This is a genomic window from Halosimplex rarum (assembly GCF_047715405.1).
In the GTDB taxonomy this organism is placed as follows: domain Archaea; phylum Halobacteriota; class Halobacteria; order Halobacteriales; family Haloarculaceae; genus Halosimplex; species Halosimplex rarum.
Map to the genome: position 1 here is coordinate 3,895,400 of NZ_CP180412.1, position 22,319 is coordinate 3,917,718.

Below are 22,319 nucleotides of genomic sequence, written 5' to 3' on the forward strand. Positions count from 1 at the left end.
TAATGTGTGGAATCATCGGCTGCGTAGGCCGTGAAGACGAGACGCTCGACGTGCTCGTCCACGGCCTCTCGAAACTGGAGTATCGGGGCTACGACTCGGCGGGCGTCGCTCTCTCGGGCGAACGCGTCGACGTCTGCAAGAAATCCGGGAAGATCGAGGACCTGCGCGCGGCCCTCGAATCCCGGACCTTGGGCGGCGCGGCCGGCATCGGCCATACCCGATGGAGCACTCACGGGCCGCCGACTGACGAGAACGCCCATCCGCACCTGGACTGCTCGGGCGACGTCGCGGTCGTCCACAACGGCATCATCGAGAACTACCAGGAACTGCGCGACGAACTCGCCACCGCGGGCCACACCTTCAAGAGCGACACCGACACCGAGGTCGTCCCCCACCTGGTCGAGGACGCGCTCGCCGACGGGCTGGACAACGAGGCCGCCGTCCGCCGAGCCATCGCACGGCTGGAGGGGAGCTACGCGGTCGCCGTCGTCGTCTCGGGCGACGACACCATCTACGCGGCGCGCAACGACTCGCCGCTCGTGCTTGGAATCGACGACGACGCGTACTATCTGGCCAGCGACGTGCCCGCGTTCCGCGATTTCACCGACCGGGTGATCTACCTCGCGGACGGCGAGTTCGCGACGCTCAGCGCGGACGGCTGGCGCGTCTCCGACGTCGACGGCAACGAAGTCGACAAGGACGTCGACACCGTCGACTGGGACCCCGAGGAGACCGGCAAGAGCGGCTACGACCACTTCATGCTCAAGGAGATCCACGAGCAGCCGCGCGCCATCCGGCAGTGTCTCCGCGGCCGCGTCGACGAGCTCTCCGGCGAGGTCGATATCAGCGACCTGGGCGACCTCTCACCGACGGGCGTCCAGTTCGTCGCCTGCGGGACGAGCTATCACGCGGCGCTGTACGGCGCGCAACTGCTGCGCGACGCCGGCATCCCCGCCCAGACGTTCCTCGCCAGCGAGTACGCGACCGCGCCGCCGCCCATCGGCGACGCGCTCGTCGTCGGTGTCACCCAGAGCGGGGAGACCGCCGACACGCTCTCAGCGCTCCGCGAGGCTCGCAAGCGCGGCGCCCGGACGATGGCGGTGACCAACACGGTCGGCTCGACGGCCGCCCGCGAGTGCGACCACGCGCTGTATATTCGAGCGGGCCCGGAGATCGGCGTGGCCGCCTCCAAGACCTTCGCCTCCCAGCTGGCCGCGCTGAACCTCTTCTCGCTCGGCACCACCCGCATAGACGGTGCCCGCGAGATCATCGGCGCGCTCCGGGACCTGCCCAGCAACATCCAGGCGATCCTCGACGACTCGAACGCCGAGTCCGTCGCCGAGACCTACGTCGACAGTGGTGCGTACTTCTTCATCGGTCGTGGCCACCAGTACCCAGTCGCGCTGGAAGGCGCGCTGAAGATGAAGGAGATCACCTACAAGCACGCCGAAGGGTTCGCCGCCGGTGAGTTGAAGCACGGACCGCTCGCGCTCGTGACCGAGGATACGCCAGTGTTCGCGGTTGTGACGGGCGACGGCGAGATGGCGCGCAAGACCATCGGGAACGTCAAGGAAGTCGAGGCCCGCGACGCGCCCGTCGTCGCGGTGACCGACGGGCAGTCGGACGTGGAGCGCTACGCGGACGAGGTGCTGGAGGTGCCCGAGACGCACCCGCAGGCCGCGGCGGTGCTCGCGAACGTCCAGTTACAGCTGGTGTCGTACTACGTCGCCGATAAACTGGGTCGGTCGATCGACAAACCGCGGAATCTGGCGAAGAGCGTCACGGTGGAGTAGACGGCCTACGCGGAACGGCCCAGTCGGTCTCCTTCTCTCCTCGATACGCGTTCGACCGTTTGACTACCGGTCTTCGGGTGGTTCCGGTGGCTCTGGCGGTTCTAACAGCGCCACGAGCAGTTCGTACGTGTGCGAGTCGGTCACCTCGTCCCACGATACCCGTATTCGCGTCCCGGCGAGCGCGGCGGCCGCCGGGAGGAGCATGAATCCGACGGTCTGTCCGGTCGCCGATCCGATTGCGACGATCACAGCGAGACTGACGGCAACCACCGCGAGCGCGGCGCCACTGACGACTTGGATCGGCCGGTCGACGAATTCCTGCTGGAGGCCTTCGAGTAACTGGCCCGACCGGGCCCGTCCCCAACCACGTGAGAGGACATCGAACATGTAGTCGAGTATTCGGATGACTGGGCCGACGACGTACGTCTCCCGCAGGTCGATCACGACGACGTCAGGGTTCGGCTCGGCCGTCAGCCAATTGTATAGCCAGGACGTGCGGGCCGCGTGTGCGCTCCACGCGACGCCGTCGGCGAGTCGGCTGCTCGCAGCGACTGTTCGCAAGCGGTCGAGCGTGTCCCGGGCCTCTCGAGTTGTCGTCGCGGCGTCGAAGGCGGTGTGGAGTCGCAACAGTACCGTTGTGAGGGCCTGGACGACGTGGGAGTTCCGGACGTTCATTCGGCGTCGAGGTCGACGACCTCGGCGCGGACGGTCGTCGTCCCGAGGTCGAGGACGAGCGTATTCCCTTCCTGTACGGTCTGGCCCTTGAAGCGGACGCCGTCGTCGAGTTCGCGGACTTGCAATTGGCCGGTCAGCGTGACGTCCTTGTTGACGGGATGCTCGCGCTCGTAGATGTCGCCGCTCTCACTCTCGAGGACGACGACCGCGGGTTCCACGGTGACGTCGGTCACCCGGGCGACGGTCCGTCCAGCGGCCGTCTCAGTCATGCCTGCCGAGAGACTGTTCGCCCGCTCCGGGGGAACGTTCTGCAGTTCGAACTCGACGGTCCGCTCGGCCGACTCCCCGGGCTGGGTCGCAGTTCCGGTTCGGACGATCCGACCGCCGAACTCGTAGTTGTCCGTCCGGAACGGGAGCCAGGTGTCTTCCCGGAGCGTCCGGTTTGCACCGAACTGCGGCCGGTCGCCGATCGTGAGCGCTTGGACCGAGAGTCCGACGTACACCCGATTGCGATCGGGGTCGTTCGTCCCGTATGCGGCGACGTTTTCGACGGTGGCTACCGACTCGCCGGCCACGCGGTACTCGTCGCCTGCCTCTATCTGACGTGCCACGCTCTCGTCGACGACGTTAGTGACGAGCACCTCCTCGTTCGACCGAGTGAGGTTCCCGCCGGTCCGCTCTATCTCGCCGGTGAACTGGTACCCGGCGACGGGGAGGACGAGTTTCTGGCCGGATTCGATGCGGGTGTCGGCGAACTCGGCTGAGTCACCAGTGCCGTATGTCCGGAGGTCGACGGCCATGAAGAGAGTTCGGTGTCCGGACCGGTTGCTGTCGTACACCGCCACATCGGAGATCGAAGCGACCGTCTGGTTCGCGATCCGCGTTTCAGTTCCGGCTTCGGCGTCACGGGCGACGTCGTTCGGCACCGTGCCGCGGAGAGTGACCGTCCGCTCTTGGGTCGGGAGGTCGGTCCCGTTCCCGACGTTTTGTATCGTCCCGTTGACGACGTACTCGTCGGTCTCGAATCGGAGCGTGCGGCCGAGTCGCAAGGTCCGACCGCCGTACGTGAACGTATCCTCGGTCTCGGTCCCGGTGACCTCGATTCGGGCGAGTGCCTGCGGATCGGTCTCCCCGGGGGTGAAGTGAGTGTCAGTGATCGTCATGTTCCCCGGCTCGTTTTCCAGGCTCGCCGTGTCTCCGGCGTCTATCTGTTCGAGCACGTACTCCGGCTGTGGCCCGAGATCCATGGTGACGTGTCGGGTCTCTTCTTCGCCGGGTTCGCTCCCGGTGACCAGTGCGATTCCGGCGGCGGCGACCGCGAGGACCAGGAGGACGGCGAGGGCGTCGACGACGTTGATCGTCCCGAATATCCGACCGTCCTCGTCGATGATCGCCATTGCTTGCTACAGGCCAGCGTCAGTACGGATAAAGTGGTTTCGTTTGTGCCTCCGCCCGTGCTTTGTATCTCCGTTTGACTCCGAGGTCTCGGTTGGCCGGCAGACGACAAGATATTTAAGCGAGCATAGTTACTCACTATTTGAGTAACTCATGACGATCCTCGTCACCGGCGCCGATGGGTACATCGGCTGGCCGACCGCTCTGCGAATCGCGAACCGAACGGACGACCGCGTGCTGCTCGTCGACAACTTCGCCCGCCGCGAGTGGGTCGAAGAGGTCGGCTCCAAGAGCGCGACGCCCGTCGCGGGCATCGACCAGCGCATCGAGGCCGCCGAGGACGTGTTCGGCCTCGGCAACCTCTCGTTCGTCGAGGGCGACCTCGTGGAGAAGTCGTTCGTCGACGAACTGTTGGCCGTCCACGAGCCCGACGTAGTGGTCCACGCGGCCGCTCAGCCCTCCGCGCCGTACTCGCAGATCAACGGCGAGCGGGCCAACTACACCCAGCACAACAACATGCAGGCGACGCGGAACCTGCTGTGGGGTCTGGACGAACACGACCTGAACGACACGCACTTCATCGAGACCACCACCACCGGCGTCTACGGTGCCCCCGAGTTCCCTATCCCCGAGGGCGGCGCGGTCATGGAGAACCAGGGCGAGCGCGACGAAGTCCCCTTCCCGGCGATGGCGGGCTCGTGGTACCACCTCACCAAGAGCCACGACGCCGCGAACATGCGCCTGGCTCACCAGCAGTTCGACATCCCCATCTCGGACGTGCGCACGGCCATCACGTACGGTACCGAAACCGCGGAGACCCGTGAGGACGACCGTCTGAAGACTCGCTTCGACTTCGACTACTACTTCGGGACGGTCGCCCACCGCTTCGCCGCGCAGGCTGTCGCGGGCTACCCCGTCACCGTCTACGGCAAGGGCGAACAGCGCAAGCCGTTCATCTCCCTCGAAGACGCCGTCGAGGGGCTCGCCAACCTCGCGCTGCAGGACCACGAGGAGCGCCCGGACGACCTCACCGTCTACAATCAGGTCACCCGCGCAATCTCCATCGTCGAGATCGCGGAGACCATCGCCGACGTGGGGAGCGACTTCGACCTCGACGTGGCCGTCGAGCACTTCGAGAACCCGCGAGACGAGGACGAGACCCACAAGATGGAGATCGAGAACGACAACTACGCCGCGCTCATCGGGGAGCAGGCTCAGGACTTCGAAGACGGCGTCGCCGACATCTACGAGACGCTGACGCGCCACGCCGACACCATTGAGGCCCACGAGGACCGGTTCCTCCCGGGCGTCCTCGACGACTGGGACGACGAGGAGTAAGCCGTGGACGTCCTCGTTACGGGTGGATGTGGCTACATCGGCAGCCACCTCGTCCCGCAACTGCAGGCCGACGACGACGTCGACCGCGTTGTCGTCCTCGACAGCCTCGTCTCCGGGTCACCGCGCGCACTGTTCGGTTGTTTCGACGACGAACTCGACTTCCGCCGTGGTGACGTCCGCGAGTACGGTGATGTCGAGAGCGCGATGCGCGGGGTCGACCGCGTCGTCCACCTCGCCGCGATCACGGGCGCCGCAAGCACCCACGACCGCCGCGACGAGACCTTCGACGTCAACTACGACGGCACGGAGAACGTTCTCACGGCCGCGGGCAAGCTCGACGTTGACCACGTCGTCTTCGCTTCCTCGTGTAACATCTACGGCCGGGCGACGAGCACGGACATCGACGAGTCGACCGACCCGGACCCGATCAACCCCTACGCCGAGACGAAGTACCAGTCCGAGGGGATGCTCGCGGACTATTGCGAGGAGTACGACATGACCGGGACGGCCCTGCGAATGGCCACCAACTTCGGCTACTCGCCGGCGGTCCGGTTCAACCTCGTCGTCAATCACTTCGTCTTCCGCGCGGTGACGGGACGGCCGCTGACGGTGTACGGCGACGGGTCGAACTGGCGTCCGTTCGTCCACGTCGACGACGCCGCCCGCGCTTACAAGCAGGCCGTCTGCGAGCCCGACGCGTGGGACGAACTCGTCTACAACGTCGGCTCGAACGACGGCAACTACCGCATCGAGGAGATCGCCGAGGTCGTCCGCGATGAAGTGGGCCCCGTCGACATCACCTACCTCGAGGACGAACACCCCGGCCCGTCGTATCACGTCAACTTCGATCGCCTCTCGGAGACGGGCTTCGAGACAGAACACACGCTCCGCGAGGGCGTTCGCGACCTCGCACAGAAATTCACCAATGAGTGAGACTGCCTCCGACTTCGACCCCGACTCGCCCACCGTCGCCGTCACCGGCGCGGCGGGCTTCATCGGTAGCCGCGTCGTCTACGAACTGCAGGAAGCGTATCCCGACTGGGAGATCACCGCACTCGACAACTTCTACCTCGGTGACGTCCGCGAGATCGGCGACGTCACCGTCGAGCATGTCGATATCCGCAACCGGGACAGGCTGGAAGACGCTCTCTCTGGAGCGGACATCGTGATGCACCTTGCGGCGATCTCCGGCGTCGACGACTGTGAGGAGAATCAGGATCTCGCCTACGAGGTGAACGTCCAGGGGACGAACAACGTTGCATGGTTCTGCCGGAAGACCGGGGCTGCGCTCATCTTCCCGTTCAGCATGGCGACACTCGGTGACCCCGTTGAGTTCCCGATAACTGTCGATCACCCACGCGATCCGATGAACTGGTATGGTCGGACGAAATTGATCAGCGAACGAGCGATCGAAGACTTCGCTGACGGCGCATTCCCGGCTCACCTGTTCATGATCTCGAATCTCTACGGGGAACACGAGGTCGACGGCCAGACCGTCTCGAAGGGAACAGTGATAAACTTCTTCGTCGGCCGAGCGCTCGCCGGCGAGAACTTGACGGTGTACGAACCGGGCGACCAAGCACGTAACTACATACACGTGAAGGACGTCGCTCGGGCATACACCGGGAGCGCAGAGCGACTGGTCAACCAGCTTAGAATGGGTGAAACTGGCGTCGAGAAGTACGAAATCGCCAGCGACGAGGATCCCGAAATCACGACAGTCGCCGAGCTGGTTCGGGATATCGCAGCCGAGGAGATTGACTTCGAGCCCGGTATCGAACTGCTGGAGAACCCGCGCGACGAGACACTCGTCAGCGAGTTCGAAGTCGACATGACGCATGCCCGCGAAGAGTTAGGTTGGTCCGTCGAGTGTTCGGTTGAAGATAGCATCCGCGAGTTGCTACAGACGTGAATTGCCTTAGGGCTTGACTCGAGACACTCGGCCCATGCGCCTTCAGACTCACTTGGCGAATGTGCTACTTTCTTACATGCACTACAATCCGTGTCAATGAGAAGATCAATACCCGGTTGGTTGTGGTATCCATATTGATGTAGTGAGGGCAACTGACTCGACTGGCGACGACTTGGACGGCGTGGGTCAGGGGGCGAAGTGTGTCTGTGGGGTTGCTGTCTGCGTCTTCTGTGTGTGGGTAGATTTGTAGCAAACGCATGTTGGTGGGAACACGAAGTTCATTACGCCTCGGCGGACCCCACCACCCAGATACTCGCCGATGACACGATAATTCGCACGAGGAACATATCCGGCTAGCCCGGCTAGACATCGTCTCTTCGGTGAGGCCATGATCAACACTCCGACTCAGACGCCCACCAGACACCGAGGGACTGAGCCGATTCCACGTCCTGTTTCCCTTTGTGTTGCGTGATCGATATTATGTTGCGGCGATCGTAGCTACGGTTGTATACGGCTGCTCACAGATGAAAGCGAGACGACGTTATCGGATGGGTAGTCTCATTTATAGCCTCGTCTAGATTTCGCCCCCAGCGCTTTCCATCTCACTTGATGATGCCCTCAGTCTGTGCTGGAAAATGACCACGGAGTGCGGAGTCTGATATTGACGCCGAACACACGACATTTCTGGATGTCTCTGCCCCTGTTCCAGGGCCACGGCGTTGCAGAATAACTCTGGCAGCTATCGGATCTGTTTTGTTGCCCCGGCGGCGATTTCAGGGCACCTGATTGAATGACTGACTCCGACATCTCATCGCGCGAGCGGGTCGATGCCCTCCTCCGCGCCGCGAAATACCGGCCGAAACTCGTGGCCGGCGCGATCCTTCTGAGTGTTGTCGCGGCTTTCCTCGAGGGGATTGGACTCAGTTTCATCTGGCCGATCGTTGAACTCGCCCGCGGCGAAGTCGATCCACAGGCTGCCGGCGGTATCCTCGGCACGTTTGCCGATATTTACCTGTTCCTTGGTATCCCATTCTCGCTAGGGTTTCTCGTTGTCGGTGTCTCGATCGTGCTGACCGTCCGATTCACTCTCAGCTTCGTCGTGGGATGGTTCCGGGGTGCTATCGAGACGTACTACCTGCGTCACCTGCAAAAGCGGGCGTTCGAAAACGCAGTCGTCGCCGAAGTGGCATACTTCGATACCGAAGGATCCGACGACATCCTGAACGCGATCGTCACGCAGGCGGAGTACGCCGCACGCGTCCTCCGGCACATAATCAGAACTGCCGAACTCGTCTTTCTCACGCTCATTTATCTGGGACTGGCCCTGTATCTCGCTCCGGTGTTGACACTCTTCGCTGGAGCCGCCTTTGGCGTCCTCTCGTACCTGTTCACGTCAGTCCTTGGTTCGGGGTACGATCTTGGGGATCTAGTAGCAGATGCCAACGAACGCATCCAACAACACGCCCAGGCGGGTACACAGGGGATCCGCGACATCAAGTTGTTCGGTCTCCAAGACGAAATCGTTGCCGGGTTCGGCGAAGCGGTTGACGATTTCGCGAACACCCGGGTGAGGTACTACCGCAACCAGATGGCGATTCAAAACTTCTACCAGCTCCTCACTGCGGTCATGATGTTCGTTCTGATCTACGTCGCGCTGTCGTTTTCGGCACTAGGGCTCGGCGAACTCGGTGTGTTCCTCTTCGCCATGTTCCGGCTCGGACCCCGCGTGAGCAATCTGAACGGGCTCATCTATAATTTGAATGCCGATCTTCCCCACCTCGTCCGGACACAGGAGTTCATCGACCGACTCGAGGCCCGTGCCGAACCTACCGATGGATCGCAATCTCCCCCGGAGACGCTGGAAGAGGTCGCCTTCGACGGCGTGACGTTCACCTATGAGAGCGAGAGCGATACCGTCCTGCAGGATATCTCGTTCGCCGTTGAGCGTGGGGAGTTCATCGCGTTCGTGGGCCCGTCCGGCGCCGGCAAGTCGACCATCGTCTCATTGCTGGCCCGCATGTACGAGCCAGGCGACGGACACATCTTGGCCAACAACGAATCGATCGCGGACTTCGACATCGACGAGTGGCGCGAGGATCTCTCGGTCGTCCGCCAGAACCCCTTTATCTTCAACGACACCCTTCGGGCAAACATCACGGTGGGTAACCGCAGCGCAACCCAGGCCGATCTCGACAGGGTCTGTGAGGTGGCCCACGTCACGGAGTTCATGGACGACTTGGACGACGGTTACGAGACGCAACTGGGCGACGACGGCGTTCGTCTCTCCGGCGGTCAACGCCAGCGCGTCGCCCTCGCGCGGGCGCTCCTGGAAGAATCAGAGTTGCTCGTGCTTGACGAGGCGACGAGCGACTTGGATACCGGGATCGAAAACGACGTACAAGAGAACATCGAAGCCATGGACAGAGACTACGCAATGATCGCCATCGCTCACCGTCTCTCGACGGTACGAAACGCCGACCGAATCTACACCGTCGAGGACGGACGGATCGACGAGGTTGGGTCCCACGAGGATCTTCTCAAGAATGACGGCACCTACGCCGAACTGTACACAGCCCAACGGGAGGGTGTCTGATGGGGGACTTCAATGCGTTCATCGACGGCAAGAAGTTTCTCATCACCGGCGGTGCCGGATCCGTCGGCCGGACTCTCGTCGACCGCCTCATCGCGGGCAACGCCGACGTGATCCGACTCCTCGATAACAACGAACCCAGTCTCGCACGGCTAAAATCACTATACGAAGACGACCGGTGCCGGTTCCTACTCGGGGATGTCCGCGACAAAGATCGCCTCGACCGCGCGATGCAGGACATCGATGTTGTCGTCCACACGGCGGCGATGAAGCACGTCGACATCTCGGAGTACAACCCCTTCGAGGCCGTCAAAACGAACGTCGTCGGTCTCCAGAACGTCGTCGACGCGGCCATCGACTCCTCGGCGACACAACTCGTGTTCACCAGCAGCGACAAGTCGGTCCATCCAGCCAACACCATGGGGACGACGAAACTGCTGGGCGAGAAACTCGTCGCCGCCGGCAACAAGTACAGCGGCCGCAACGACCTGAGTCTCGCGTCGGTGCGTTTCGGGAACGTGCTGGGTTCCTCGGAGTCGGTGGTACCGCTGTTCCAAGAACAGATCCGCGACGGCGGCCCCGTGACTCTCACCGACGAGCGGATGACCCGATTTTTCATCACCGAAGAGGGGATATCGGACCTCGTTCTCGAGGCCGCCACTAGTATGCAGGGCGGCGAGGTGTTCCTCCACGAGATGTCCGCCGCCCGCATCGAGTGCCTCGCCGAAGCGATGATCGAGACCCTCGCCCCCAAACACGGCTACGACTCCGAGGACATCGAAATCGAGGTCGTCGGTCGCCGCGTCGGCGAGACTCTTCACGAGAAAGTGATGACCAAACGGGAGGCCGCGAGGGCAGTCAAAAATGGCCCTATCTACGCGATCCCGCCCGAAACGGGTTCGGACGGCTATCTCAGCCACGATGGACTGGAGGGCTACGAACCGCCCGGCGAGATCGTCCGTTCGTCCGACCAAGCCGAAAAACTCTCATGCGAGGAGGTCGCCGGGCTGCTTGAACGGGCGGGGGTGTACTGAGATGGCCGAGACAGCCCTCGTGACCGGTGCGGCCGGGTTCATCGGCCGGTGGGTCACGAAAGAGTTACTCGACCGCGGCTATCGCGTGCACGGCTACGATGACTTCTCTGGCGGCAGTCGCGAGAACGTTGCTGCGTTCGCGGACGACCCCGATTTCACGATTGTCGAGGGCGATATCCGCGATGCCGACCGCGTCGCCGCCCAGTTCGATGACGTCGATATATGTCTGCACCTCGCCGCCGAGATCGACGTCCACGAGAGCCTCAACGACCCCGGATCGCACTTCGAGACGAACGTCGTCGGGACCCAGCACGTCCTTGAGGCCTGTCGCCAGACGGACACTCGCCTCACGCTCGTCGGTACCTGTATGGTCTACGATGTCGCCGACGCCGATGGGGGCATCGACGAGGGCCACCCAGTGGACCCCGCCTCACCGTACGCCGGGACGAAACTTGCGGGAGAGGACATCGCCATGTCCTACTACCACGGTTACGATCTGCCTGTCACCGTGTTGCGGCCGTTCAACACCTACGGCCCCTTCCAGAAGGCAAGCAATGCCGGCGGTGTTGTTTCCATCTTCACGAAGCGCGATCTGGCCGGTGAGACCCTGAAGATATACGGTGACGGGACCCAAACCCGCGATCTAATGTACGCCACTGACTGCGCACGCTTTATTGTCGAAGCTAGCACCAGCGACGACGCCGTCGGTGAGGTAATCAACGCCGGCACCGGAGAAGATGTCAGTATAAACAAACTCGCCGAACTGATCGCGACTGGCGATACCGGGATCGAACACGTCGAGCACCACCATCCCCAGAGCGAGATCGACCGGTTGCGTTGTGACCCCACCAAGGCCCATGAGTTATTGGGGTGGGAGCCGACCGTCTCACTTGAGGAGGGTGTCGACCGACTGCGGACTTGGATGTGCGAAAAGGAAATATGACTGACAATTCGGCTTTGAAGGGCGGCGACGGCACCGACCGCCCAGCGGCCTATGGCGGCGAACCGGTCCGCGAGGAGGGAATGGGTTACGGCGGCCAGTCGATCACGGAGGCCGACAAGGAAGCGGTCGTCGAGGCGCTGGAAGGGGACTACATCACGCGGGGGCCCACTGTCGAACGATTTGAGGAGCGCGTCTCCGACCTCGTCGGCGTTGACCACGCCGTCGCCGTCACCTCTGGGACTGCCGCGTTGCATCTCTGTGGTCGCGCCGCGGGCTTCGGCTCTGACGACGAGGTGGTCACGACCCCGTTGACTTTCGCCTCGACGGCCCACGCCGCCACGTACGCCGACGCTACGCCGGTGTTCGCCGATATCGATCCACAGACCCGGACACTCGACCCCGTCGCCGTCCGCGAAGCGATCACCGAGGACACCGCCGGGTTGATCCCGATGCACTACGCCGGTCACCCGCCCGATGTCACCGCCTTCCTTGAGATCGCGGATGAGCACGACCTCACGGTCATCTGGGACGCCTGTCACGGTTTCGGCGGGGATCACCGAGGCGAACCCGTTGGGTCGCGACCAGATATGGCGATCTTCAGTTTCCACCCGGTGAAGAACGTCACAACCGGTGAGGGCGGGATGGTCGTCACTGACGACGACCGGCTTGCCGAGCGTGTCCGGCGGTTGCGTTCGTTCGACATGAACTACGACCCGTTTGGTCACGAAGACGAGCCTTGGTACCAGATCATCGAAGGCGAGGGATACAACTACAACGTCACCGACTTCCAGGCCGCGCTTGGGCTCTCGCAACTCGACAGGCTATACGAGTTCAAACGCCGCCGCGACGAGATCATCGCCCGCTACGATGAAGCGTTCGCCGATATCGAGGGCCTGCGGACACCGCCCAACGCACCGGACAGTGACCCGATGTACCACCTCTACGCGGCCGAAGTGCGGGAGGAGTTCGGCTGTGACCGGGCAGAGTTCGTTGAGGCGATGCACGCCGAGAACATCTATGTGCAGGTCCACTACGTCCCGCTGCACTTCCACCCGTTCTTCCAGGACGAGTTCGGCTACGAACGCGGCGAGTTCCCCGTGACCGAGCACGTCTACGAGGGACTCGTGAGCCTCCCGCTGTACCCGGCGATGGACGACGGGGACGTCGAAGACGTGGTCAGCGCGGTCCGGCGACTGCACGCCTATCATGGATAACACCGCGGCCCGTGCCTGGTTCAGTGAGGGAGGTTTTTTGCCACCGCCAAGCAGTGTGTCACCATGGACACGTTCGAGATCGGCGATCGGACTATTGAACCGAACAGTCCGACGTTCGTCATCGCCGAAGCGGGGTCGAACCACAACGGCGAGTTTGACCTCGCGACAGATCTGATCGATGCCGCCGCTTCAGCCGGTGCTGACGCAGTGAAGTTCCAGACATTCCGAGCGGAGGATATGTACGTACGTGACAGCGGCGAGGTCGAATATCTCGACGACGACCGCTCCATCTACGAGATCATCGAGTCGATGGAAATGCCCTATGAATGGATCCCGCGCCTGCACGAGTACTGCCAAGAGCAGAACCTGTATTTTATGTCGACGCCGTTCGACGAACGCTCGGCCGACGAACTGGCGGAGTACGTCCCAGCATGGAAAGTGGCGAGTTACACCAGCGGCCATCACCCGTTCCTCCGACACCTCGCGTCGACGAACAAACCCGTCATCATGTCCACCGGCGCACACGAGCTCGCCGAGATGCGCGAGTCGGTCGAGGTCCTGAAGCAGGCGAGCGCCGACGGACTGGCGCTCTTGCAGTGTGTCGCAGCCTATCCGACGCCCCTTTCAGACATAAACGTGCGCGTCGTTAGCACGCTGGCCGAAGAGTTTGGCGTCCCGGCCGGACTCTCGGACCACACGCTCGACCCGGTTACCGCGCCCGCGACGGCCGTTGCGCTCGGAGCCTGCATCGTCGAGAAACACGTCACGCTCGACAAGACGATGGAGGGACCCGACCACGAGTTCGCGCTGGAACCCGACGAACTCGATGCAATGGTCTCGGCTGTACGCGACACGGAAGTCGCACTTGGGAGCGGTGACAAGCGGGTCCTCGACATTGAGCGAGAACTCTACGAGAAAGCCCGGCGCGCGATCCACGCCGTGACGGATATCGAGGCGGGCGACACCCTCACTGAGGACAACATCGCAGTCCTACGCCCGGGCGAGCGGGAGGCCGGGATCCAACCTAAACACTACGAGGACGTCCTCGGGACGACGGCGGCCCGCCGGATTCGTGAGGGAGAGGGTATCCAGCCCGAGGCACTGTTGGACTACGACTCGTAGACGTATCGTATCCAGTCACCCGTCTGCTTCTTGCGTTCGAACCCGCAATGCTCGAACAGTCGCTTAGATGCGTCGTTGTCCGCGTGGACGTCGGCGAACAGTGGTGCCCTGTCGGCAAAGCGGTCACACAACCACCTGACAGCGTTTGTCGCGACGCCTTGGCCGCGTGCAGAGACATCGCCGAGGTAGACACTCACCGCGTCGTCGTCGTCCAGACTCACTACACCGACGCGACGTTCGTCGTAGCTGATCACGAAGTCGTGTCGGCGTACGTCACGCGATTCGAACCACTCGACGTGGTCCTCCCATTCGAGAGGGGCGTCCTGGTCTCGGAAATGACGGTACACCTCTGTATTCGACCGCCAGGCCAGAACGAGTTCGAGATCGGTACGCTCGAGTGGGGCGACCGAGATGTCGAGGTCCCGTCCCGCGAGTGCCACACAGGCCCCGCAACGTTCGTCCTCGTGCTCCCTGTCCATCGGGAGTCTACACTCCGCACAGACGTTCATCGTCTCATTTCACGCCCACACCCTCAAATACCTGTGGCCCGCCGACCCGATACTTTATGCGCCGACGCCGACAAGGCGTGAGTATGTCGGTTCTCTGTATTGTCGCACATCCTGACGACGAGGTTCTCGGCGTCGGCGGAACGCTCGCGAGACACGCGGCGGTGGGCGAAGACGTTCACGTTTGCATCCTCTCGGACGGAGTCACTTCTCGGTACGACGACGAGAGCGCCGCAGACGACGAAATAGAGCGTCGCCGTGACCGCGCCCGGCGAGCCTGTGAGACGCTCGGAGCGACCATGAGCTGCTACGGGTTCCCGGACAACAGTTTCGATACCGTCCCGTTGCTGGACCTCGTCCAGACGGTCGAAACCGAACTCGAAGACCACGACCCCAGGGTCGTCTATACACATCACTACGGCGATCTCAACGTTGACCACGAACTCACATGTCGGGCAACCCTCACCGCGGCGCGTCCCCTCCCCGAGAGCAGCGTCGACCGTGTCCTCGCTTTCGAAACACTCTCTGCCTCCGAGTGGGCTGTCCCGGAATCAGGAAACGCGTTCCAACCGACGTCGTTCGTGGACGTCACCGGGCACCTCGAGACGAAAGTGGACGCTCTGTCAGTCTACGAAGGAGAGTTGCGAGACCGACCCCACCCACGAAACATCGAAACTGTGCGGGACAACGCCCGGGTGTGGGGAGCAAAGGCAGGTATCTCAGCGGCTGAACCGTTCGAAGTACTCCGAGAAGTCCGGCGGTGACTACTCGCCGACGAACAGTTTGAGGTGCCGGGTATCGACGCGCTCACCGTCCCGGTCGAACGCAACGGTGAGTGTCCGCGTCTCTGGTTCTGAGGAGGCGTACTCAACGCGACGACGATACTCGGGAGCGACCGTCACGGAACGCCGGAAGAGGACACGGTCGTCGAGTGAGACCGACACATCGAGGTCGTGGCTCGACCCCGAGAAGGCGACGACATCGACTGCACCGGTCTTGCCTGGCATCAGGTTCGTCTGGAACGCTGTCGGTCGTTTCGGTCCGCGGATCCCGGTGTAGAGCCACGCGGCCGGTGCCTGCTCGCGACCGAATGCGTCACCTTCTGACAGGTTCATCTCGCGCGCGTACTGGTCGCCCCACCGTGGTGGGCTACGTCCCGGCTGGACCTGGACCAGTCTGAGCACGCCGTCGCCCGTCGCGACATCGAGTCCAGCGCCGTCCACGATGTCGACTACCGTCCCCGGCGCCATGTCCGGAGTCGATCCCTCGATGGGCGTGCTCTCCCAGACCGTTAGGCGCGTTCCGTCGTCGAATGTGTACGCCCCTGGATAGGGGTCAGTCTGTGCTCGAACCCAGTCGTACTGCGCTGTGGGGCCCCGGCTCCAATCGATGATCCCGTCCTGTGGCTGGCGTCGTGGCCGGTAGGTGGCGTCGGCGAGCGACTGTGGGTCGGCACGTACAGCGTCGGCGGCCAATTTCGGGTACACCCCCGAGAGGAGGCGACACGCCTCGACGGCCAGCGCGTCGAACACGGTCGCCACGTCGTCGCGCGGTTCGACCGGGACCGACCCCTGCGCGACGACGTCGCCAGCGTCGACCTCCGTGTCGTAGTAAAACAGCGAGATCCACACCTCGTCACTGCCGTCGATGAGGGCCCAGTTGACCGGCGCACCACCACGACCCTCGGGGAGCCGACTCGAATGGAAGCCAAGGAATCCCTCGGACGGGACGTTGAGAACCGATTCGTCGATGATCTGGGACCACCCTCCGCAGAGACAGACGTCGGGGTCGCGGTCACGGAGCCATTCGACGGTTCCGCTGCTGTTGATATCGCTTGTCTCGTGGAGGACGCAGTCGGTCCCGGCGACGAGCGCGTCGAACGGAACGAAATTCGCCTGGCTCTTGGCGAGACGTCCCTCGGGGACGACCACCCCGACGACGTCCCAGTCCCCGGCGAGCGCCTGCCGGAGAACGTGCCGCGCGAGTTTCCGATTGCCGACAACGACCGTTCGCATTATACCGAACCTCCGGTAGAAGCGTGCCAACCCCCGGCCGAAGGGGACACAGAACTAGTTAGGGACATAGGTCAGGCGTCGGCGGCCGAGCGTATCACGTCTGCGGTTCGCTCGACGCCGCGGCCGTCAACGAGCGACCGCCCGCGTTCCCGGTACTCGCGGCGGAGATCGCTGTCCGTCAAGTATCGCTCGACCGCGCGCCGACACTGGTCGGTCTCGGCGCCGCGGTCAAGGACGAGCGCCACGTCCCGTCGCCGGAGCGCCTCGGCGATCGGCTCCTGATTGTCCGCGACCGGGAGACTCACGATCGGCGTTCCGAGCGCGAGCAGTTCGTATGTCGTCGTACTGGCCGTACTGACCGCGAGATCCGCCTCGAACAGCAACTCGGCCATCGCGTCAGGGTCACAGTGGACACGGACGTCACCGGCCGCCGTACGTGCCGCGTCGCGAACCGCTGTCTCCTGACTGGCGGAAAACCCCGGACCGACAACAACGTCCACTTCGATCGACAAACCGTCGAAGGCTCGAACGACGTCGGGCGTCACTTCGGCGACATCGCTGCCACCCATCGAGACGAGCGCGCGTTCGGCGCGCGCGCGCCACGGGGGCTGTCTCGCGGCCCGTTCCCTGATCGCCTCCCGCAGGAGGACGTAGTCCATCCCGAGATACGTTCGCGGCTCCGCCCCACGGAACTTGTATGCGAGGTCCTGGGCGTAGAGGTTTCCGTTGATGAACGCGTCCGCACAGACCGCGTGCCGAGCGTCGTCCTGCCAGACCACGAGCGGCGCGTGGTCGCGGACTGCGCGTTGATACGCCGTGCCGACCGGGTAGGCGTCGGTGAAGACGACGTCCGGCTCGTGGGTCGCCACCCAGTCGACGAACGGGCCCGGACGGTGGCGGTCGGGGAGTTCGAGGACGGCGATACCCGGGCAGATCTCGCGGGCGGCCGTCGCCGTCGCCGTCGCGAACGTGACCGCGTGACCACGAGCGACCAGTTCCGCCGCCAGCGCCCCAGTTCGAACGAGGTGACCGTAGCCGATCTCCGGGCCACCGTCTGCCCGAACAGTGACCTCCATCGGACTTACGTCCGTTCGACGGGGTTCGTGAGCGTCCCGACTTCCGCGACGCGACAGGTAACGGACTCCGCGTCGTCGAGAAACTTCGACGGGCGGCCGGGATCCCCGAGCGCGACGACGTCGTTCTCCTCGAGCGGAACGATCTTGCTGGCGAACGAGACGAGTTCGGGGATTGAGAACGCGAGTAGCGCCGTCGTCCCCTCGACGGCCAGTTCGTCGTCGACGTGGACGGCCACTTCGAGGTCTTCGTACTCCACCAGATCGCGCTTGGGGACGTACTCGGTCAGGATCGGTGAAAACGTCGGCAGGAGTTTGTACCCGACGCCAGTGATCATCCCGTGGTCGGGATCCGACCAACCGGGCCAGTCGCCCGAGGCGGTCACGTCGTTGGAGACGGTGAACCCCTTGATCGCCTCCCAGGCCTCCGTTTCGTCGGCGTCCTGGATCGTTTCGCCGATGACCGCCGTGAGTTCGCTCCCCGGTTTGATATCTTCGACGCTGTCGGGAATGCGGATAGGATCCCCGTCCGGGATCACGGCCGTATCGGGGACGATCCACAGGTCGGGCCATCGATATGCGCGTTCTTTCTCGTCGAGGTGGGTGTGAAACGTCCCACCGAGAGCGACGAACGTCCCGATCGAGTCAACTGGCAGGTTCATGCTGGTATCAGATCTCCGTCCGGTATAATTCTTTCCGCACGGACGATTCGGGAGGGACGGCACACGCGACAGCGAACTCCCTCGTCAGGAGCCGTCGTGTCTCGTCCGTCGGAACGCCGGACTGATCATCTCGCCGTCGAGTCGTTCGTACACCTCGTCATCCCGTATCGCGTCGGACAACGTCTCGAATGCGGCGTCGTACACGTCCAGCGTCCGCTCTATGTCATCGCTCGTGTGTGCGTCACAGAAGAAGTGGTTTCCGTTGAACAGGACACCTCGGTTGACGACCTCGCGCTGGAAGAGGCTCTTCAGCGCGAGGTCGTAATCGTCCGGGTCATTGGCCCCGCCCTCGAAGTCAAGAACTGGCCACGGTTCGAGACCTTTCATTTCGACGTGGTCGGCGAGTGCGTGTCGCTCAACGAGTGTCTCCGTCCGAGTTTGTAGTGTCTCTCCCAGATCCCACATGTGGTCGATCACGTTTTCGTTCTCCAGGACGTCGAGGGTGGCCTCTGCAGCGGCGAGCGAGGCGAGTTCACCGCCGTAGGTGAACGAAAAGAAGACGTCCTTGAGTTCACGCATGACGTCGGCACGACCGACGAGCACGGACAGCGGGAACCCGTTCGCAATCCCCTTTCCGAAGGCGGCGAGATCGGGTGTCACACCGAAGTGTTCCTGCGCGCCGCCCAAGGAAAACCGGAAGCCAGTGATAACCTCGTCGAAAATCAACAGCGCGCCGTTGTCGTGGGCGATTTCCTTGACGCCAGCCAGGAAGTCGGGGTCCGGTCCCTCGGTCTCCATGGGCTCCATGATGACGGCCGCGATGTCGTCGTACTCGTCGAACAGTGTCTTGAGGTCCTCCAAGTCGTTGTATTTCCAGGACTGCGTGTACGGTTGCACGCTATCTGGAATTCCGCTGTCGTTATCAGTGTCTGCAATGGACCAGTCCTGCCAGCCGTGATAGCCGCACTTTGCAATCCTGTCACGGCCGGTGTACGCCCGGGCAAGGCGGACGGCAGCTGACGTGGCATCCGATCCGTTCTTGCCGAACCGCACCATCTCTGCGGCGGGAACGAGTTCACAGATCCGTTCGGACAGGTCGACTTCCCGGGGGTGTGGCTGCGAGAGCAACACGCCGTCCTCGAGCTGATCTCGGACGATGCGGTTGACTCGTTCGTCGGCGTATCCGACTGTGACGGGCCCAAGCCCCATGATGAAGTCGACGTACTCGTTTCCGTCAACGTCGAAGACGTGCGATCCGGACCCGCGCTGCAGGAAGAACGGCGCGTCGTCACCGACGCGGTACCCCGCAGATTTCGTGAACGTCTGTGTCCCGACCGGTATGACTCGTTCGGCCCGTCGTTTCAGCTCTTTCGACCGCCGATATCTGTCTGGGTCGTCGGTCATCCTCTGAGCAAAGATGTGCCAGTGACTTACATATGCGTATCGCATTCCCCACCAGACGGCACCTCGATCCCGCTCAATCGTTCGGGTCTCAGAAACGGTTACCCGGGCGCCGACTACTGTCAAAAACATAATCTGGGGATAGCGATGGGCTTAATTAGCGTGGTTCAAATGAGATTGAATACATGGATCATCGAGCCAGGGTCATCAATCTGGCCACGAAGACCGGCGTTGACCGTCAACTCCTCTACGCGTACTACGATCTCTTCGGAAACGATATTGAACTGGACATCGACGACAGGATCACCTCCTATACGCTGGCCGACGAAGACAGAAAAGGCCGTGTGCTGTTCCCGCTGATAGAGGGAGGCAAGCACGCGTGGACGTACATTTCGTCGATTCTCGGCCACGCCTTTCGAACGCGGGGATACGAACCCGTGTTTCTCCTCTGTGACGGCTGCCTGAGTTTCTGCCCGCGACGGGCGCAGCGAAGCGACGACCCCTCGACCTGTCGAAAGTGCCACTACAAGGGCGACCGCATCCTCAGCCAGTTCGGATACGACCATCTGACGGTCAGCAAGGTACTCCCAGACGACTACCAGCCGCCGGCGATAGAGAACGTCGAGTCGGCACGGGACCGCGTTCAGGACGGGATTGAGGTATCGGAGTTTGCTCTCGCGTCGACCCGACAGGTACTGAAGCGATACCATATCGACTTCGATGACCCCGACGAGGGCGAAATGTATCGCCGACTGGTCGAAAACGCCGTCATGCTCGTTGACGCGATGACCGAACTACTCGATACCCTAGAGATAGACTACGTGATAGGGTCGCGCCCGGTATACATGTACGAAGGGATGCTTCTCGAAGTGGCTGCCCAGCGAGGAATCCCCGCTCGCACGTACGCTTCCTCGGGATACAGGTCCGGGAAGATCAACTTCGGGGACATGACTAACAGACACACGAATCAGATCTACACCGACTACGACTACGTCCAGGAGGTCCTCGAAGAACCACTCACAGAGGCGGAGGCCAGAGAGATAGACCGAATCATGGAGGGGCGTCAAGACGGAACCGAGTCACGTGTACACTACACGAAAGGGGCCGACCGGTCAATCGAGGCGGCCGACGACGAGACGACGCTGGGACTGTTCACGAACGTCCTGTGGGACGCCGCGCTGGAGATCGAACAGATCGTCTTCGACGACATTTTCGACTGGGTGAGGGAAACGATCGACCACGTCGACGGGGACGAGGAGACCCGCCTCGTGATCAAGCCACACCCCGGCGAGGTTGGGCGGACAAACGAGAGTATGTACGACTGGGTCCAGAAGAATCTAGCACCCCTCCCGTCGAACGTCGACCTGTTGCGACCCGATACGGATGTCGACACCTACGAGTTGATCGAAGACCTCGACGGAGGGCTGGTGTACAACTCGACAGTCGGGTTAGAGATGGCGTACTATGGCTATCCGGTAGTCGTGGCGGGTATGACACACTACCGTGATCTCGGGTTCACGTTTGACCCGACCACGTTCGACGAATACACGTCGTTTATCGACCACACGGAAGAACTGACCGTCACTGACGAGATGCGTGACCGGGCCCGTCGTTACGCACATCTCGTGTTCGTCAGAAAGCAACTGGACTTCCCGTTTCATTCTGTCACAGGGTACGGACTCGGCGAGCTCAGACCGGTTTCGCACGACGACCTCACCCCCGGGAACCCGACGTTCGATACGATCGTTGAGCGTATCGTCGCCGACGAACCCGTCGTCCAGTGACCCACACCATCGCACTGGATATTCACGCGTCGACGCAGACCCCCGGTGCGCACAACCGGAAGCGGACCCTGCACCCGGAAGCCGACTCGTACCACGCCGGTCGGGTATCGAAACGCGGCCCCCGACCACGGAAACTAAACACCTATACCAAAGCCACTGCATCCCAGAACTATGACAGGCGGGACCGACCCGGCCGGCACGTGGGACGGCGAGTTCGGGAAGGAGTGGACGGAACGTAATCCCGACACCGTTGAGGAGCTCGACAATCAGTATCAACAGAAGTTCGGGCAGACCCGGACAGCCCTCAACGAACAATTCCTGGGCGAAATCGAGACGGATGCACGTGTCCTCGAAGTGGGGTGTAATACCGGCGTTCAATTGAAGGCACTCCGCGAACTCGGGTTCGAATCGCTGTATGGAATCGACGTGATGGAATACGTGATACGAGAGACCCACAGAAAGTCACCGGAGCTGAACGTCATTGAGGGGGACGTCCTCGACATCCCATTTAAAACAAATTTCTTCGATCTCGTTTTCACGTCCGGAACACTCATCCACGTCCCCCCATCGGACATCGACAGTGCAATGAGAGAAATAGCGCGGTGTGCAGACACGTACGTCTGGGGCTATGAGTACTACGCCGAGGAGTACGTCGAGATCGACTACAGGGACCACGAGAACTTGCTCTGGAAAACGGACTTCCCCGAGCGCTTCGAGGTTGAGACCGACTTGGAATTAGTGGCCACCGAGTATCTGGAGTACCCTGATTCCGACAACAGAGACGTAATGTATCTGTTGAAACACTCGTAGTGATCGCATCGCAACCGTCCTGGCGTTGCCCCGACATCGCGTTGCGGCGCGC

The 22,319-nt window shown here is 62.5% G+C and carries 19 protein-coding genes; 12 read left to right on the forward strand and 7 right to left on the reverse strand.

Translation table 11 applies throughout. The annotated features are described in order from the left end of the window. Positions 1-2: 2 nt before the first annotated feature. Positions 3-1,793 carry a glutamine--fructose-6-phosphate transaminase (isomerizing) gene (gene glmS, locus ACMGFH_RS18745; protein WP_415380052.1) on the forward strand — a complete coding sequence of 597 codons (1,791 nt, stop codon included), beginning with the start codon at positions 3-5 and terminating at the stop codon, positions 1,791-1,793. Positions 1,794-1,856: 63 nt separating this feature from the next. On the opposite strand, the gene ACMGFH_RS18750 is transcribed toward glmS, so the two are convergent. Both ACMGFH_RS18750 and ACMGFH_RS18755 read right to left on the reverse strand, forming a co-directional pair. Then, positions 1,857-2,468, reverse strand: a complete 612-nt coding sequence (locus ACMGFH_RS18750; RefSeq protein ID WP_415380053.1) for a hypothetical protein — start codon at positions 2,466-2,468, stop codon at positions 1,857-1,859. Next, a complete protein-coding gene (locus ACMGFH_RS18755; protein ID WP_415380054.1) occupies positions 2,465-3,865 on the reverse strand; it encodes a DUF4330 family protein in 1,401 nt (466 codons plus the stop codon). The genes ACMGFH_RS18750 and ACMGFH_RS18755 overlap by 4 nt, the downstream gene beginning before the upstream one ends. Positions 3,866-4,016: 151 nt before the next feature. On the opposite strand from ACMGFH_RS18755, the gene ACMGFH_RS18760 reads away from it, so the two are divergent. From ACMGFH_RS18760 to ACMGFH_RS18795, 8 genes are all read left to right on the forward strand, one after another. After that, positions 4,017-5,201, forward strand: coding sequence for an NAD-dependent epimerase/dehydratase family protein (locus tag ACMGFH_RS18760; RefSeq protein WP_415380055.1), 1,185 nt, complete (start codon positions 4,017-4,019; stop codon positions 5,199-5,201). A 3-nt stretch (positions 5,202-5,204) separates the two neighbouring features. Continuing rightward, a complete protein-coding gene (locus ACMGFH_RS18765; protein ID WP_415380056.1) occupies positions 5,205-6,134 on the forward strand; it encodes an NAD-dependent epimerase/dehydratase family protein in 930 nt (309 codons plus the stop codon). Further along, a complete protein-coding gene (locus ACMGFH_RS18770; protein ID WP_415380057.1) occupies positions 6,127-7,113 on the forward strand; it encodes an NAD-dependent epimerase/dehydratase family protein in 987 nt (328 codons plus the stop codon). Before ACMGFH_RS18765 ends, ACMGFH_RS18770 begins: the two co-directional genes overlap by 8 nt. Positions 7,114-7,903: 790 nt before the next feature. Next, the gene (locus ACMGFH_RS18775) at positions 7,904-9,706 is read left to right on the forward strand and encodes an ABC transporter ATP-binding protein (protein ID WP_415380058.1); all 1,803 of its coding nucleotides are present in this window, start codon (positions 7,904-7,906) and stop codon (positions 9,704-9,706) included. Next, on the forward strand, positions 9,706-10,737 hold the full coding sequence (locus ACMGFH_RS18780; RefSeq protein WP_415380059.1) for an SDR family NAD(P)-dependent oxidoreductase: 1,032 nt from the start codon (positions 9,706-9,708) through the stop codon (positions 10,735-10,737). Before ACMGFH_RS18775 ends, ACMGFH_RS18780 begins: the two co-directional genes overlap by 1 nt. A 1-nt stretch (position 10,738) precedes the next feature. After that, positions 10,739-11,680: an NAD-dependent epimerase/dehydratase family protein gene (locus ACMGFH_RS18785; protein WP_415380061.1), complete on the forward strand. Its 942-nt coding sequence runs from the start codon at positions 10,739-10,741 to the stop codon at positions 11,678-11,680. Further along, positions 11,677-12,894 carry a DegT/DnrJ/EryC1/StrS family aminotransferase gene (locus tag ACMGFH_RS18790; protein ID WP_415380062.1) on the forward strand — a complete coding sequence of 406 codons (1,218 nt, stop codon included), beginning with the start codon at positions 11,677-11,679 and terminating at the stop codon, positions 12,892-12,894. Before ACMGFH_RS18785 ends, ACMGFH_RS18790 begins: the two co-directional genes overlap by 4 nt. Before the next feature lie 63 nt (positions 12,895-12,957). Beyond that, positions 12,958-14,016 (forward strand): N-acetylneuraminate synthase family protein, encoded by a 1,059-nt coding sequence (locus tag ACMGFH_RS18795; RefSeq protein ID WP_415380063.1) that lies wholly within the window; start codon positions 12,958-12,960, stop codon positions 14,014-14,016. On the opposite strand, the gene ACMGFH_RS18800 is transcribed toward ACMGFH_RS18795, so the two are convergent. Beyond that, a complete protein-coding gene (locus tag ACMGFH_RS18800; protein ID WP_415380065.1) occupies positions 14,004-14,525 on the reverse strand; it encodes a GNAT family N-acetyltransferase in 522 nt (173 codons plus the stop codon). The two genes, ACMGFH_RS18795 and ACMGFH_RS18800, sit on opposite strands and share 13 nt — an antisense overlap. 83 nt (positions 14,526-14,608) lie before the next feature. On the opposite strand from ACMGFH_RS18800, the gene ACMGFH_RS18805 reads away from it, so the two are divergent. After that, positions 14,609-15,286 carry a PIG-L deacetylase family protein gene (locus tag ACMGFH_RS18805; RefSeq protein ID WP_415380066.1) on the forward strand — a complete coding sequence of 226 codons (678 nt, stop codon included), beginning with the start codon at positions 14,609-14,611 and terminating at the stop codon, positions 15,284-15,286. On the opposite strand, the gene ACMGFH_RS18810 is transcribed toward ACMGFH_RS18805, so the two are convergent. The 4 genes from ACMGFH_RS18810 to ACMGFH_RS18825 all read right to left on the reverse strand — a co-directional run bounded on the left by ACMGFH_RS18810 (position 15,287) and on the right by ACMGFH_RS18825 (position 19,676). Further along, positions 15,287-16,537, reverse strand: coding sequence for a methionyl-tRNA formyltransferase (locus ACMGFH_RS18810; protein ID WP_415380067.1), 1,251 nt, complete (start codon positions 16,535-16,537; stop codon positions 15,287-15,289). Between the two features lie 71 nt (positions 16,538-16,608). Further along, positions 16,609-17,613, reverse strand: a complete 1,005-nt coding sequence (locus tag ACMGFH_RS18815) for a PseG/SpsG family protein (RefSeq protein WP_415380068.1) — start codon at positions 17,611-17,613, stop codon at positions 16,609-16,611. Positions 17,614-17,618: 5 nt separating this feature from the next. After that, complete coding sequence (locus ACMGFH_RS18820) at positions 17,619-18,272, reverse strand: fumarylacetoacetate hydrolase family protein (RefSeq protein ID WP_415380069.1); 654 nt, start codon at positions 18,270-18,272, stop codon at positions 17,619-17,621. 84 nt (positions 18,273-18,356) lie between these two features. After that, positions 18,357-19,676 (reverse strand): aminotransferase class III-fold pyridoxal phosphate-dependent enzyme, encoded by a 1,320-nt coding sequence (locus ACMGFH_RS18825; RefSeq protein WP_415380071.1) that lies wholly within the window; start codon positions 19,674-19,676, stop codon positions 18,357-18,359. A 182-nt stretch (positions 19,677-19,858) separates the two neighbouring features. Here ACMGFH_RS18825 and ACMGFH_RS18830 point away from each other — a divergent pair, with 182 nt between their 5' ends. Together ACMGFH_RS18830 and ACMGFH_RS18835 are read left to right on the forward strand one after the other, a co-directional pair. Further along, positions 19,859-21,457 (forward strand): hypothetical protein, encoded by a 1,599-nt coding sequence (locus ACMGFH_RS18830; RefSeq protein ID WP_415380072.1) that lies wholly within the window; start codon positions 19,859-19,861, stop codon positions 21,455-21,457. Between the two features lie 171 nt (positions 21,458-21,628). After that, positions 21,629-22,267 carry a pseudaminic acid biosynthesis-associated methylase gene (locus ACMGFH_RS18835; RefSeq protein ID WP_415380073.1) on the forward strand — a complete coding sequence of 213 codons (639 nt, stop codon included), beginning with the start codon at positions 21,629-21,631 and terminating at the stop codon, positions 22,265-22,267. Positions 22,268-22,319 lie beyond the last annotated feature (52 nt).